This window comes from Caballeronia sp. NK8 (genome assembly GCF_018408855.1).
Classification (GTDB): Bacteria; Pseudomonadota; Gammaproteobacteria; order Burkholderiales; family Burkholderiaceae; genus Caballeronia.
Window position 1 is genome coordinate 410,859 of sequence record NZ_AP024326.1, and the last position, 14,749, is coordinate 425,607.

Sequence of the window (14,749 nt, forward strand, 5' to 3'; positions counted from 1 at the left end):
CATGCGGCACGACAAGCGCGTGGTTCTGATCACGGGCGGCAGCGGCGGTATCGGCGAGGCGCTCGTCGAGCGCTATGCGCGAGATGGCGCGGCGGTCGGCATCGTCGACGTCAATGAGGAAACGGGCGCGGCGCTCGCACAGCGTCTCACCAGCGCGGGCCTGCGCGTGCATTTCGCGCACGCCGACGTTGGCGATTTCGCCGCGTGCGAGGCCGCATGCCGCGCGATAGAAGCGGCGCTCGGTCCGGTCGATACACTCGTCAACAACGCGGGCATCTCGCCGAAGCACGCAGGCAAGCCGATGCCGATCTGGCAAATGGCGCCCGACGAATGGCGCCGCGTGATGGACGTGAACGTGAACAGCGTCTTCAACTTCTGCCGCATCCTTGCGCCGGGCATGGTGGAGCGGCGCTTCGGGCGCATCGTGTCGATGTCGTCGGTGGCGGGCAAGGCGTATCTCGACATCGTCGCCGCGCATTACAGCACGACGAAGGCCGCGCTGATCGGCATGACGCGGCATCTCGCGGGCGAGCTCGGACCGCACGGCATCACGGTGAACGCAATCGCGCCGGGGCGCATCGATACGCCGCTCGTGCGCGGCGTCGCGCGCGAAGCCAACGAAAAGGTCGCACAGGAAACGCCGTTGCGACGCCTCGGCGCGCCTGACGAAGTGGCATCGACGTGTCTCTTCCTCACGTCCGACGAAGCCGCGTTCGTCACCGGACAAGTGATCGATGTCGCCGGCGGATGGCTGATGACATGACGAATGCGCTCTGGCGGACCATCGGCTTTCCGGGGCGATATACACAGGGTCCGGGCGCGCTGGCCGCGCTCGGCTCGACGCTCGCGGAGCTCGGCGCGCGCCGCGCGTTCGTGCTCGTCGATGGCGCGGTAGCCGCGCGCGTGTCGGCTGACGTCACGCAATCGCTCGAAGAAGCGCGCGTCGCCCCGCACATCGCGGCGTTTCCGGGCGAATGCACGGCGGCGGTCATCGCGAAGCTGAGCGACGAAGCGCGCAAAGCACACGCCGATGCCGTCGTGGCAGTCGGCGGCGGCAAGACCATCGACACCGCGAAGGGCGTTGCGCGGGCGCTGAACGTGCCGATCGTGGTCGCGCCGTCCGCCGCGTCGAGCGATGCGCCGACGAGCCGCCTCATCATCCTGTATGACGAGGCGCATCGTGTTGCCGGCATCGAGATGCTGCCGCGCAATCCCGATGCCGTGATCGTCGATACCGCGCTGATCGCCGCCGCGCCCGCGCGTCTGTTCGCGGCCGGCATCGGCGATGCGCTGAGCAAGAAGTACGAAGCCGCGCAATGTCAGCGCGCCGCCGGTCTGAATTCATACGGCACGCCGCCGCTGCCGGGCGCCTTGCTGCTCACGCGCGCGACGCTTGCCACCTTGCTCGACGACGGCGCGCGCGCCTACGCCGATGTCGGGCGCGGCGACCTCACCGATGCCGTCGAACGCGTGGTCGAAGCGACCGTGCTTTTGAGCGGCGTCGGCTTCGAAAGCGGGGGGCTGTCGCTCGCGCACGCGCTGATTCGCGGTCTCACGGCGATCCCCGCGATGGCCTCGATGATGCACGGCGAACTGGTCGCGTTCGGCACGCTTGTACAATTGTTCGTCGAGGATTCATCGCCCGAGGACATTCAACCGTTGGCCACGCTTATGACCGCAGTCGGATTGCCGCTCACGCTCGCGCAACTGGGGCAGCACGCCCCGCTCACATCCGTGGAGCTGTCGCTCATCGCCGAGGCGACGCTCGCCACGCGCTACAGCCGGCACATGATGCCGCCATTGACGGCGCAAAGGCTGATCGAAGGCATCGCTCGCGCCGATGCATACGGACGCACGCGCAGCGCGCCATGAAGCCGACCCGCGCCACGCTCGCCGATGTCGCGCGGCTCGCGGGCGTATCGCTCGGCAGCGCGTCGCGGGCCTTGTCCGTACCGGACCAGGTCAAGCCGCAGACGCTTGCGAACGTGCAGCGCGCCGTCGAACAACTCGGCTACGTGCGAAACGGCGCGGCGCAGGCGCTCGCCTCACGCAAGACGCGCACGGTCGCGGCCATCTATCCGACGCTCAATAACCCCATTTACGCCGATTCCATTCAGGCGCTTCAACAAACGCTGTGGGGCTATGGATATCAGCTGCTGATTGCGAGTCACGAATACAAGCCGGCGCGCGAACTCGAGGTGCTGCGCGCGATTCTCGAGCGCGGCGTGGACGGGCTCGTGCTCGTCGGCACCGATCATCCTCCCGAAGTCTTCGCGCTCACGCGTCAATACGACTTGCCCTATGTGCTTACCTGGTCGGTGGACGAAACGCAGTATCCGCACTGCGTCGGCTTCTCGAACTTCGAGGCCGCTTACCAGTTGGCACGGCGCATCGTCGGATTCGGGCATCGGCGCGTGGCCATGTGCGGCGGCTCCACGTTCGGAAATGAACGCGTGCGCGCGCGGCAGGCAGGCACGCGCGCCGCGCTCAGGGAAGCAGGCCTCGACCTGAGACCCGAATGGATCGTGGAGGCACCGTTCACGTTCGAAGGCGGACGGCAGGCGCTGCGCGAACTCTGGGACGGCGAAGTGCGCCCCAGCGTCGTGATATGCGGCACGGATCTGCAGGCCATCGGGCTGCTCGACGAATGCCGCGCGAAAGGCATTCGCGTACCCGAAGATCTTTCGGTGACCGGGTTCGACGACATCGAACAGGCACGGCTCACTCAGCCGCCGCTGACGACGGTGCGCGTGCCATCGCTGGAGATCGGCGCACGCGCGGCACGGCATCTGATGGCGCTGATCGACGGCAAGGACGGTGACAATGAACTCGTGCTCGAAGCGCCCGTTGTGGAACGGGGCACGCTTTCGGAGCCAGTGCAAGGCGAGTCGGAAGTCTGATCGGACCGCTCAACCCATGTTGTCGCACAGAATCGCCCAGCTCGCGCAGCCGTGGCGCGAGCGGCCGCAGCATCCTTTCGCAGATGCGACTCACGCCCGAGGAATCGCGGCGTTGTCTCGTCGTTTCCGAACAGGACCTGGAGGCGGTGACGAACGACATCGAACGAATTCGCGCCAGGGGATTCGGCACGCGCCATCACGAATTGATCGAGGGCACCGTAGTCGGCGCAGCGCCGTTCTTCAACAGCGCCAATCAGGTAGCGGGTTAGATATGCGTTTTTGGCCCCGGCGTCCGGGTCACGGAAGAGATCTTCGACCCTAGGCTGGCCGCCCTTCGCCTTCGGCATCCGCGCCGCCCCGCATGACGTGCGTCGCAATCAGGTCGACCAGCGAGGCGAGATCCGCGGGCTTGATCAGATGATGATCGATGCCGGCCGACTTTGACCTGAGACGGTCCTCGTCCTGACCATAACCGCTCAACGCAATCAGAAGACAATCGCCGAGGTCAGTGTCGGCACGAATGGCCTTTGCAACTTCGTACCCGTTCATGCCTGGAAGGCCGATGTCGAGCACGGCAACCTGAGGCGCGAATTTGCTGGCGAGCGCAAGCGCGGAGACACCATCGTGCGTGCATTGCACCTGATATCCATGCAGTTCGAGAAAGACCTTGAGGCTCTCCGTGGACGCGACGGAATCGTCCACGACGAGCACCCGTGCGCCACCTCTGCGACGCATCGGAAAAATATCGGCGACAGGAGCCGGTATGCCGGTTGCAATCGATGCCGGCAACTCGACCGTGAACCTGGCGCCCCGTCCGCGGCCGGCGCTCCAGCAGCGGATCGAACCGCCGTGCAGCTCCGTCAGATGGCGGGCAAGCGTAAGCCCGATTCCCAGGCCGCCCTGCGCGCGATCTAGCGCGCTGTCGCCTTGCGCAAAGAGCTCGAAGACGCGCGGGAGCAGCTTCGAATCGATGCCCTCGCCGTCGTCGGTGACGGTGATCACCGCGTTCCCCTTCGAAAAAGCCGTCGAAAGATTGATGTGCCCGCCGGGCGGGGTGAACTTCGAGGCGTTGTTCAACAGATTCGCAATGACCTGCGTGAGACGAACGACATCGCCTTCCACCATCAGATCGCTCGTGCAGGTCTCGCAGGAGAACGCCTGCGAGCGGGCGGCGAAGTGCGGCCGGCTGGTTTCGATTGCACGATCGACCACGACTCGCAGCGAAAGCGGCTTGCGCTGCAACGCCACCGCGCCGCGCGCGATCCGCGATACGTCGAGCAGATCGTCGACGATGCGTACCATGTGATCGAGCTGGGTACCTATGATTCCGGTCGCCCAGGACATGACCTTTGCATCGCCCGGCTCCGTGTTCTTCATCACGCTCACCGCGTTGGAGATGGGTGCAAGCGGATTTCGGAGTTCATGGGCCAGCATGGCGAGAAATTCATTCTTGCGCCTGTCCTCGTCACGCAGGGCGGAGAACAAGAACGCGTTCTCGAGCGCGATGGACGCACGGCTCACGAACTCGGTGACGATGGGCGCCCGCTGATGATCTCCCTCGCAGTGCACAGTCCCGAATGCGATGGCTGCCTTTCGCTGCGCGCCGCTCAAGAGCGGGTGAAATCTGATTTCCTCGAACTTGGCCGGGTTCTTCCCTTGCGCCTTGTCGCTTTGAAACTCGAAGATACGGTCCGCCCCGGCCCGGCACACGAGACTCTCGCCCTTGTCAACGGTCTGTCTCGCGAGCTCGAAAAATTGCTCCGTCGCAGCCATGGTCTCGATCGCACGACCGCTAGCCGGGTCGATCAGCGCGCGGGCAGCCGGCCCCCAGCGCAGCGACGTCCTCGGGAGCTGTTCGCCGTCCAGTTCGAGATAGACGCAGGCGACGTCAGCCAGTGCCGGCACCGAAGTATCGAGGATGCGGGAAAGGGTCGTCTGCACATCCAGCGAGCGCGTGAATAGATGACTCACGTGCGCCAGGAAATCGGCGCGCTGGCGAGCCTGGTCGGCGGACGCGCGTTGCGCCTCCGCCCGCGCGAGTTCCTCGCGCTGCGCGGCCCGCGCGCGCAGCTCGCGGTTCATCCTGTACATCTGCACGAACACGCGTACCTTCGCGCTGAGAATCTCCGGCACGACGGGCGACGAGATATAGTCCACCGCCCCCAGCGAATAGCCTCGAGCCATTTCGGCATCGTCCACATACGCTGTGACGAAGATGATCGGGGTCGATGCCGTCCGACGATATGAACGCAGCATGCTGGCCGTCTCGAAGCCATCCATGTCGGGCATGTTCACGTCGAGCAATATGACGGCGAAGTCCTGTTGCAGCACCGCCTTCAGCGCCTGCCGCCCGGACGACACCGTCACCACTTCCTGATCCGGTCCCTCGAGCACCGTGCGCAGAACGACGTGCTGGCTCGGCAGGTCATCCACTACGAGGATGCTCACCTTCTCCTCCGGAGATGATTCGAACATGGCCATGGCCGGCGCTCCTAACGATGCAGCCACGCGTGCAGCACGGCAAGCAGGTCATCGCGGTTGACCGGCTTCGAGAGGTAATCCCACGCGCCTGCCTCGATACACTTTTCGCGATCGCCCTTCATCGCTTTGGCCGTGACTGCGATGATCGGCAATGCCTTGCCTACCGGTCGCTTGCGGATTTCCCGCATCGTGGCGAGGCCGTCCATCTCGGGCATCATGATGTCCATCATGACGATCTGGATCTCGGGATCGGACTCCACCTGCCGTATCGCATCGCGCCCGTTGTCGGCCCAGACCTGACGCATGCCGAGATCCTCCATGATCGTCGCGAGCGCAAAGATGTTGCGCATGTCGTCATCGACGATCAGTGCCTTGACGCCCTTCAACGCGTTCTGTGACGCCCGCAACGCCTGCAGCATGGCGCAGTGCTCCTGGCTGAGGCGCTTTGCATCGATGTGCAGCGCGGCGACGCTCAGATCGAGCAATTGATCGGGGCTCGCCGCTTGCAGGGCGACGAACCCGTCCCTGACGCGCTGCCAGCGTGCAGGCGGGACCGGGCCCGCCGCGCTCACGATGACCGGCAATGGCGAAAGGGCTTCGCGCGAAGCAACTGCCGCTTCGATGTCTTCGGGTGAAATGCCGGCAATGTCGTCAGCGAGCACCAGCGCGTCAATGGCTGGAGACGAGAGTTGCTTTAGCAACTCCTCGCGGGAGCTGGCCAACACGACCGCGGCCGGCAAGGCCTGCAACGCACTGGAAAGCAACTCCCGCTCATTCGGCGACGAAAGCGCCACGAGAACGACGCGTCGCTCTGCTTCGATGTATCGGGCCAACGCAGCGAGCGCGTTATCCAGGATCGCCTGGGACTCGACCGGTTTGGGCAGAAAGGCGAGAGCACCGGACCGTAGCGCGCGGTCCCGCGATTCATCGGTCGAGATCACCCACACCGGAATGTGCCGGGTGGCCATGTCGTTCTTGAGCCGCGCGAGAACCTGCCATCCGTCCATATCGGGCAGAAACAGATCCAGCGTGATGAGGTCCGGTTTGAACTGGTCGGTCAGCGTCAAGGCGTAGGCGCCGAATGCAGTGGTGAGCGCCTTGAATCCGCGCTGCCGCGCCGCTTCGACCATCACGCCCGCGAATGCCGGATCGTTTTCGACAATCAGCGCAACCCGATCGCCCTGAACGATGTTGTCACGGTCGTCGATAAGGTGTGCGGCCGATACCTCGTGCGCAACCTCGATAGTCATCTCTGACTGCGCCGCCAGGTCCACGACCGCAAAGCTCGCGCGGGGCGAGCCACCCGGAACGGGCTCGCGTCCCTCTTCCCGCCGCATCAGCTTTCTTCGCCCGCTTCTGCCGAGATCGTTGGTGCGCGGCAAGAACAGCGTGAACGTGCTGCCCTCATTCGGCGTGCTGGTGAGGCGGATTTCGCCCCCCAGCAGCTTGGACAGTTCGCGGCTGATCGCGAGCCCCAGTCCGGTGCCGCCGTATTTTCGGCTGGTGCTGCCATCGGCCTGCTGGAAAGCCTCGAATACGATCTGCTGCTTGTCCGCCGAAATGCCGATGCCGGTGTCCTGAACTGAAAAAGCGATCACACTGCCTGCGCTGTTCAGCGCCTGATTGTCCTCGCTCCATCCGCCCCGCGCATGCTCGATCGTCAGTGATACGTGTCCGTGATGCGTGAACTTGAAGGCATTGGAGAGGAGATTCTTCAGAATCTGCTGCAGACGCTTGAGGTCCGTCACGATCGAGACAGGTACACCGTCGCCGAGATGAATGACGAATTCGACATGGCGCGCTTCAGCAACGTGCCGGAAGGTGCGCTCGACATATGTCGTCATGTCGGCGAGGCGGTGCTCCGCAACGTCCAGAACGACCGTGCCGGACTCGATCTTCGAAAGATCAAGAATGTCGTTGATGAGCATCAGCAGGTCGTTCCCCGAGGAATGAATGGTCCGCGAGTATTCGATCTGCCTGGTAGACAGGTTGCCGTCGGGATTCTTGCAGAGATGATCGGACAAAATGAGCAGGCTATTGAGCGGCGTGCGCAGTTCGTGCGACATGTTGGCGAGAAACTCCGACTTGTATTTCGACGTCAGGGCAAGCTGCTTCGCTTTGTCCTCGAGCGCCTGGCGTGCCTGCTCGACCTCCGAGTTCTTGCGCTCGACTTCCTGGTTCTGATGCGCGAGCAGCCGCGCTTTTTCCTGTAGTTCCTCGTTGGTCTGCTGAAGCTCTTCCTGCCGGCTCTGCAGCTCCTGTGCAAGCGATTGCGACTGCTTGAGCAAGTCCTCCGTACGCGTGTTCGCTTCGATCGTATTGATGACGATGCCGATACTTTCAGTCAGCTGATCGAGAAACGCCAGGTGAGTCGAATTGAAGCATTCGAGCGAGGCCAGTTCGATCACGCCTTTGACCTGGCCTTCGAAAACGATCGGCATCACAAGTACGTTTTGCGGCACGGCGCTCAGCAGACCCGATTCGATCCGGTAGTCGGTGGACGCCGACGGCGCGAGCAGAATCTTGCGCTTCTCGAACGCGCACTGACCGACGAGCCCCTCACCCAGCTGAACCTGCTTGCCGTGCGAGCGATGGCCTTCGGACGCGTAGCTCGCCACGAGCCTCAGCGAAGCGGCCTCATCGACCATGTCGAATACGAAGAATTCGGCTTGTTGCACGCCGACGACTGGCGCAAGCTCGGACAAAATGAGCTGGCCGACGGTGACCAGGTCCTTCTGCCCCTGCAGCATGCGGCTGAACTTCGCCAGATTCGTCTTGAGCCAATCCTGCTCCGTGTTGAGCTCGGTCGTGTCCTTCAGGTTGCGAATCATCTCGTTGATGGTGTCCTTGAGCGCCGCGACTTCACCAAGCGCCTCGACGGTGATCGAACGAGTCAGGTCGCCTTGCGTCACCGCCGTCGCCACCTCGGCGATTGCGCGAACCTGCGTCGTCAGATTCGCCGCAAGCTGATTCACGTTTTCCGTCAGCCCTTTCCACGTGCCCGCAGCGCCAGGCACCTTGGCCTGTCCGCCGAGCTTGCCTTCGACACCCACTTCGCGCGCGACGGTCGTCACCTGATCGGCGAACGTGGCGAGCGTGTCCGTCATGCTGTTGATCGTGTCGGCGAGCGCCGCGATTTCGCCCTTTGCCTCCACCGTGAGCTTGCGGCCCAAATCGCCGTTCGCCACGGCGGTCACGACTCGCGCGATGCCGCGAACCTGGCTCGTCAGGTTGCCCGCCATGAAGTTGACGTTGTCGGTCAGGTCCTTCCACGTGCCCGCGACGCCCTGCACGTCCGCCTGACCGCCGAGCTTGCCCTCGGTGCCGACCTCGCGCGCCACACGCGTCACCTCGGACGCAAACGAACGCAACTGATCGACCATCGTGTTGATGGTGTTCTTCAGTTCGAGGATCTCGCCCTTGACGTCCACGGTGATCTTCTTGGACAGATCGCCTGCCGCCACCGCTTTCGTCACGTCGGCGATGTTGCGGACCTGGCTCGTCAGATTGCCTGCCATGAAGTTGACCGAATCGGTCAAATCCTTCCATGTGCCGGCGACGCCCTGCACATCCGCCTGTCCGCCGAGCTTGCCCAACGTGCCGACTTCGCGCGCGACTCGCGTCACTTCGGATGCGAAGGAACTGAGCTGATCGACCATGGTGTTGATCGTGTTCTTCAGTTCGAGAATCTCGCCCTTGACGTCCACGGTGATTTTCTTCGACAGATCACCCGCCGCTACCGCCTTCGTCACGTCCGCGATGTTGCGGACCTGACTGGTCAGGTTGCCGGCCATGAAATTGACGTTATCGGTGAGATCTTTCCAGGTTCCGGCGACGCCCTGCACGTCGGCCTGTCCTCCCAGCTTGCCTTCAGTGCCGACCTCGCGAGCCACTCGCGTCACTTCCGAAGCAAACGAGCGCAACTGGTCGACCATGGTGTTGATCGTGTTCTTGAGCTCGAGGATTTCGCCCTTCACATCGACGGTGATCTTCTTGGAAAGGTCGCCCGCCGCCACTGCTGTCGTCACATCGGCGATGTTGCGCACCTGCGCGGTCAGATTGCTGCCCATCGAGTTGACCGAGTCGGTCAGATCCTTCCACGTTCCCGCTACGCCTTGCACATCGGCCTGGCCGCCCAGCTTGCCTTCGGTGCCGACCTCGCGTGCAACGCGCGTGACCTCCGAGGCGAACGAACGCAACTGATCGACCATCGTGTTGATGGTGTTCTTCAGTTCGAGAATCTCGCCCTTGACGTCCACGGTGATTTTCTTCGAGAGATCGCCCGCGGCAACCGCCGTCGTCACCTCTGCGATGTTGCGCACCTGTGCCGTCAGGTTGCCGCCCATCGAATTGACCGAATCAGTCAGGTCCTTCCACGTTCCCGCGACGCCCTGCACGTCGGCCTGGCCGCCCAGCTTGCCTTCGGTCCCGACTTCGCGGGCCACGCGCGTCACTTCCGAGGCGAAGGAACTCAATTGATCGACCATGGTGTTGATCGTGTTCTTGAGCTCGAGGATTTCGCCCTTCACGTCGACGGTGATCTTCTTCGAAAGATCGCCGGCCGCGACTGCCGTTGTCACGTCCGCAATGTTGCGCACCTGCGCCGTCAGGTTGCTGCCCATCGAGTTCACCGAATCGGTGAGATCCTTCCACGTTCCGGCGACGCCTTTCACGTCGGCCTGACCGCCGAGCTTTCCTTCGGTGCCCACTTCGCGCGCCACGCGCGTCACTTCTGACGCGAACGAGCGCAACTGATCGACCATCGTGTTGATGGTGTTCTTAAGCTCGAGAATTTCGCCCTTCACGTCCACGGTGATCTTCTTCGACAGGTCGCCGGCCGCCACGGCCGTCGTGACTTCTGCAATATTGCGAACCTGGCTCGTCAGATTGCCCGCCATGAAGTTGACGTTGTCGGTCAGGTCTTTCCACGTGCCCGCGACGCCCTTGACGTCTGCCTGACCGCCGAGCTTCCCTTCGGTGCCGACCTCGCGCGCCACGCGCGTCACTTCGGAAGCGAAGGACCGCAACTGATCGACCATCGTGTTGATGGTGTTCTTCAGTTCGAGAATTTCGCCCTTGACGTCCACGGTGATTTTCTTCGACAAGTCGCCGGCAGCCACAGCCTTGGTGACTTCCGCGATGTTTCTGACCTGGCTCGTCAGATTGCCGGCCATGAAATTGACGGAATCGGTCAGGTCTTTCCATGTCCCGGCCACGTCCTGCACGTCTGCCTGACCGCCGAGCTTGCCTTCCGTGCCGACCTCTCGCGCCACACGCGTGACCTCTGCGGCAAAGGTGCCGAGCTGCTCGACCATCCGGTTGATGATCTTCGCCGTGCGCAGGAATTCGCCTTCGAGCGCACGTCCGTCGGCTTCGAGGGCCATGCTTTTGCTGAGATCGCCTTGCGCTACGGCGCCGATCACGCGCGCCACCTCGCTCGTGGGGTGAACGAGATCGACGATGAGGGAATTCACCGAGTCGATCGATCGGCGCCAGAAGCCCCGGGGATCGGGCAGTGTGGCGCGCTCGTAGATGCGGCCTTCCTTGCCGACTGCCTGGCTGAGTCGCGCGAGCTCATCCGACATGCGGATGTTCTGGTCGACGACGTCATTGAAGACATCCGCAAGCTTGCCGTGCAAGCCGGTCCAGTCGGCGGCGAGCGACGCCCCTTCTCCTTTTCTCAGCGCGATGAGCGCCGTGTGAATGTCCCGAGTACGTGCGTGCGCGGTATCGGTCGCCTCGAGCAGCGCGTTGGCTTCACGCGCCTGTTGCAGCCAGAAACCGCTCAACCCTTCTTCATCAACGCGGCCCGCGGCACCCAGGCTTGCCGCGGTGTGTCCGGTTGCGCGTCCGAGCGCCAGCCCTTGACGCACACATTGGTCGGCCAGCATGTTCAGCTCGACGGCTAGCTGTCCTTTTGCACCGGTCCAATCGGCAGGCAACTTCTGAACGGGTTCGCCTTCCCGCAAGGCGGCGACCGTCCGCAGCATGAGTTGGACTTCGCGGTCCGTCAGCGTGTTTGCCTCTTCCGATATGGTGTTCATACGATTCCCTTGTAGGCTGGCTTGCTCTTGTAGCGCATCAGGCTGGAGTTGTAGGAAACCGAGTTTCGGCTTCAGCAGGTCGCCCGTTTGCGTTCGCGCGCGATGCTATATCAATACACATTAAGCGATGCTGAAAGCGACGGCGCATCCAATTACTGAGACGAAACGCGCTCAGTTCGATGGCGGAACGGTATTAGTTACCACGTCGCAAGAGAGTATGCATTTACTTCGGAGCCGGCGCCATCGATGATCTCGGCCACGACAAAAGTCACCTTGAACCGCTCACGCGCTTTCCCTTCGACCATAGGAAGATCGACCGGCGATTTTCCAATCACAGGTGCGCCGGGTCGGAGTCGGTTGGAGTACCGTTCGCGCAAGGATATCTGTATCGGCGGCCGTTGAAGGCACAACTACTCGCAGCGCCCTTAACGCATGCGGAGCGACGACCGACTGACTTGACAGCCGTTTGGACAGAGGATGTAAAAGCGGTCGAATACGTTTGTCGTGGGGCTTTAACGTTTCTAAAGCTGCACGTTGGCAAACTCGTCGGCGGCCGGTTGTCCGGGCCCGGATATGGGCGACGTGCCAAACAGGTCGGAGCGGATCAAGATATCGGCAAAAGGCGTTCGCGACGCCCTTTGACGAATATAGGCCGTCCTCAGCCCCGCTCAGAAGAATCAGCGTCGTGTGCGACGCGTCGCCATCGTGCCATCGATACTTTGATTTCCTGCTCTGCGGTGATTGCGACGACACGAGACGGCATGCGCGCTCGGGCTCAATGGAAGCCGCCCTGGTGTAACTGCTTGATGATCAACGTCGCGAGATAGCGCGGTTCATCGAACATCGTCGCGAGTTCGAAAAAGAACAGAAAGGCAAGCATGTAACCCGCGGCCGGCCGATATTCCATGAATCGCACGAAGAACGGCGCAAAGCGGGTGCGTATCGGCGCGCGCGAGAGGAGCCATGCGCAGACGGCGCCGATGGCCGCCCCTCCGATGACGTCAGTCGGATAATGCAACCCCAGATAAACGCGAGGCAGACACACGAAGACCACGCAATGCACAATCGCGAGCACACCGATCCATCGCCAGACCAGGAAAATGCCGACGGCTATCGCCATCCAGAGCGAGGCATGGTCGCTGGGAAACGAACTCCACAGGCGCATGCCTTCACCGGTCTTGTCGGCCAACGGAAACGACAAATGAATGGAGGGGTCGTAAAGCGGACGGAGTCGAAACGGCAGCGTCAGCGCGAACAAGCGGCCGAGCAAGAATGCCAAGAGCCCGGCGCATAGGATCGCGACGACAGTCTCACGGCGCCATTGCTGTGCTTCTCCCGGCTGGAACCACATGGCACACAGAATGGCTAGCGGGACCACGCCTTTGGTGAAGTTGAACTCAGAGTGAACACGAAGGACGATGCCGCGATATGGACAACCCAGGTTTGAACTGCCGTATCAAAAGCGGTCATGCCTCGCGTCTCCGTCAGAAATATGTCGTTAGTATTAAAGCGTACGTTTGCGGCGGGGCAATCGTACGTTGAATACCTCGCATAAATCAGAGGATTGTGCTGGCGATGCGTTCAAGCGAGCGTCCGAGCGCTTCTAATGGCGCGCCAGGCAACGGCGCCTTTCGTTGGGATTACACCGGGTCGGTGTCTCGCCTTACTGGACCCATTCGATGGCTCAAACGGGCGATAACCGCCCTTGCTCATCGGATGGTCGGCAAGTCGGTTGTCCCAGAGCCGGCGTTTCTCATCCCGGCGCATCAAGGTTGGCGTTTGCTGCGGCCGCCAGCGGGCTTGCCGGCCGGCGTACGTGAACCCGCCACTGGCTTGCTGGCAGGTTTGCTGCGTCGCTTTTGTGCGCTGAATGGATTAGCGCCGGACAGGCTTGTGCCTGTTCCGCCGGCCACAGCGCGCTGCGCGGCAGGCTTGCGTTTGTCCTCGCCGCTTTGCGGGCGCGTTTTTTTGGTGAGCTTTTGCATGGCGCCCGGCGCAGCTTGCGGCACTTTGGGCTTCTTGGGTTTTTTGGGTTTCTTGATGATCTGGCCCGTCGCGCTGGTTTGCGGCACGCGATGTTCGGCTTCAAAGCCCGGCTCTTCTTCGCGCGGCAGTGTTTGCCGAATCAACGCTTCAATCGCAGCCAGTTGCGGCGCTTCATCGGCACACACGAGGGACACCGCCACGCCGCTTGCGCCCGCACGGCCAGTACGCCCAATACGATGCACATAGTCTTGGGCCACGATCGGCAGATCGACGTTGATCACCAGCGGCAGGTCGTCGATATCCAGCCCGCGCGCGGCCACGTCGGTGGCGACCAGCATATTCACTTCGCCCGTCTTGAAGCGCTCCAGGGCACGCAGGCGCGCGGGTTGCGGTTTGTCGCCGTGAATGGTGTCGACCGCATAGCCCGCTTCATCCAGCATGGCCGCCAGGTAATCCACGCCATTGCGTGTTTTGACGAACACCAGCGCGTGCTCCCACTTGTTCTCAGCCACAAGGTGCATGAAGAGTTCAGGTTTGTTCCGCTTATCGACCGGCACCACCCATTGCTCGATGTTGCCGGCCGCGGCATTGGGCGGGCTGACGCTGATATTGACGGGGCTGCGCAGAATGCTCGCCGCGATGGCGCGAACATCATCGGAAAACGTGGCGGAGAACAGCAGGGTCTGTCGCCGAGCGGGCAAGGCAGCAAAGACGGCGTCGAGTTCGCGCGCAAAGCCCAAATCCAGCATGCGGTCGGCTTCATCCAGCACCAGCGTTTGTACTTCATCGAACTGCACGGCGTTCTGGCGATTGAGATCTAGCAAACGGCCCGGCGTGGCAACGAGCACATCCACGCCTTTGCGCAACTTCATCATCTGCGGGTTGATACTCACACCGCCGTAGGCGGACAGAAATCGTAAGTCGAGGTCTTTGCCGTACTCGATAAAGCTTTGCAGCACTTGTTCGGCCAGCTCACGCGTGGGCACCAGAACCAGAACGCGCGCGCGGTTGCTGGACACGGCCGGGCCATGTTGCATCAGCCGTTGCAAAAGCGGCAACGCGAAACCCGCCGTCTTGCCAGTGCCGGTCTGTGCCGCCGCCATGACGTCCTTGCCACTGAGCACAACAGGAATCGCCTTGACCTGCACCGGCGTAGGTGTCTGGTAATTGAGGCGCTGCAAATTACGCAGCAACGGATCGATCAGGCCAAGCGAGGCAAAAGACATGCACGTATTCCGGGGTAAAACCGCAATTTTAGCGGTTACCGCGTTGATCGCGCCGCGCAGGCCGATCGACGCCAGGGACGCCTCAGGTGCTTGGTCAGACTCTGTCTCGAAC

General features: G+C 62.5%; 8 protein-coding genes. 4 read left to right on the forward strand and 4 right to left on the reverse strand.

Going from position 1 to position 14,749, the window contains the following annotated elements:
• Window position 1: 1 nt before the first annotated feature.
• From NK8_RS34665 to NK8_RS34680, 4 genes are all read left to right on the forward strand, one after another.
• The gene (locus NK8_RS34665) at window positions 2-763 is read left to right on the forward strand and encodes an SDR family NAD(P)-dependent oxidoreductase (RefSeq protein WP_213233911.1); all 762 of its coding nucleotides are present in this window, start codon (window positions 2-4) and stop codon (window positions 761-763) included.
• A complete protein-coding gene (locus tag NK8_RS34670) occupies window positions 760-1,872 on the forward strand; it encodes a glycerol dehydrogenase (RefSeq protein WP_213233912.1) in 1,113 nt (370 codons plus the stop codon). Before NK8_RS34665 ends, NK8_RS34670 begins: the two co-directional genes overlap by 4 nt.
• Window positions 1,869-2,900, forward strand: coding sequence for a LacI family DNA-binding transcriptional regulator (locus tag NK8_RS34675; protein ID WP_213233913.1), 1,032 nt, complete (start codon window positions 1,869-1,871; stop codon window positions 2,898-2,900). The genes NK8_RS34670 and NK8_RS34675 overlap by 4 nt, the downstream gene beginning before the upstream one ends.
• A gap of 83 nt (window positions 2,901-2,983) precedes the next feature.
• A complete protein-coding gene (locus NK8_RS34680) occupies window positions 2,984-3,169 on the forward strand; it encodes a hypothetical protein (RefSeq protein ID WP_061118622.1) in 186 nt (61 codons plus the stop codon).
• Window positions 3,170-3,218: 49 nt separating this feature from the next.
• Here the strand turns inward: NK8_RS34680 and NK8_RS34685 are convergent, their stop codons facing one another.
• The 4 genes from NK8_RS34685 to NK8_RS34700 form a co-directional block, all read right to left on the reverse strand.
• Entirely contained in the window at window positions 3,219-5,381 is a 2,163-nt protein-coding gene (locus NK8_RS34685) for a response regulator (RefSeq protein WP_213233915.1), read from the reverse strand.
• Window positions 5,382-5,392: 11 nt separating this feature from the next.
• A complete protein-coding gene (locus tag NK8_RS34690) occupies window positions 5,393-11,425 on the reverse strand; it encodes a HAMP domain-containing protein (RefSeq protein WP_213233916.1) in 6,033 nt (2,010 codons plus the stop codon).
• Window positions 11,426-12,200: 775 nt separating this feature from the next.
• The gene (locus tag NK8_RS34695) at window positions 12,201-12,776 is read right to left on the reverse strand and encodes a phosphatase PAP2 family protein (RefSeq protein WP_367657837.1); all 576 of its coding nucleotides are present in this window, start codon (window positions 12,774-12,776) and stop codon (window positions 12,201-12,203) included.
• A 415-nt stretch (window positions 12,777-13,191) separates the two neighbouring features.
• Complete coding sequence (locus tag NK8_RS34700; RefSeq protein WP_213233917.1) at window positions 13,192-14,637, reverse strand: DEAD/DEAH box helicase; 1,446 nt, start codon at window positions 14,635-14,637, stop codon at window positions 13,192-13,194.
• Between the last annotated feature and the right edge of the window lie 112 nt (window positions 14,638-14,749).

Coding starts and splice junctions, on each gene's coding strand:
- NK8_RS34665 (WP_213233911.1), top strand. CDS start 2: ATGCGGCACGACAAGCGCGTGGTTCTGATCACGGGCGGCAGCGGCGGT.
- NK8_RS34670 (WP_213233912.1), top strand. CDS start 760: ATGACGAATGCGCTCTGGCGGACCATCGGCTTTCCGGGGCGATATACA.
- NK8_RS34675 (WP_213233913.1), top strand. CDS start 1,869: ATGAAGCCGACCCGCGCCACGCTCGCCGATGTCGCGCGGCTCGCGGGC.
- NK8_RS34680 (WP_061118622.1), top strand. CDS start 2,984: ATGCGACTCACGCCCGAGGAATCGCGGCGTTGTCTCGTCGTTTCCGAA.
- NK8_RS34685 (WP_213233915.1), bottom strand. CDS start 5,381: ATGGCCATGTTCGAATCATCTCCGGAGGAGAAGGTGAGCATCCTCGTA.
- NK8_RS34690 (WP_213233916.1), bottom strand. CDS start 11,425: ATGAACACCATATCGGAAGAGGCAAACACGCTGACGGACCGCGAAGTC.
- NK8_RS34695 (WP_367657837.1), bottom strand. CDS start 12,776: ATGTGGTTCCAGCCGGGAGAAGCACAGCAATGGCGCCGTGAGACTGTC.
- NK8_RS34700 (WP_213233917.1), bottom strand. CDS start 14,637: ATGTCTTTTGCCTCGCTTGGCCTGATCGATCCGTTGCTGCGTAATTTG.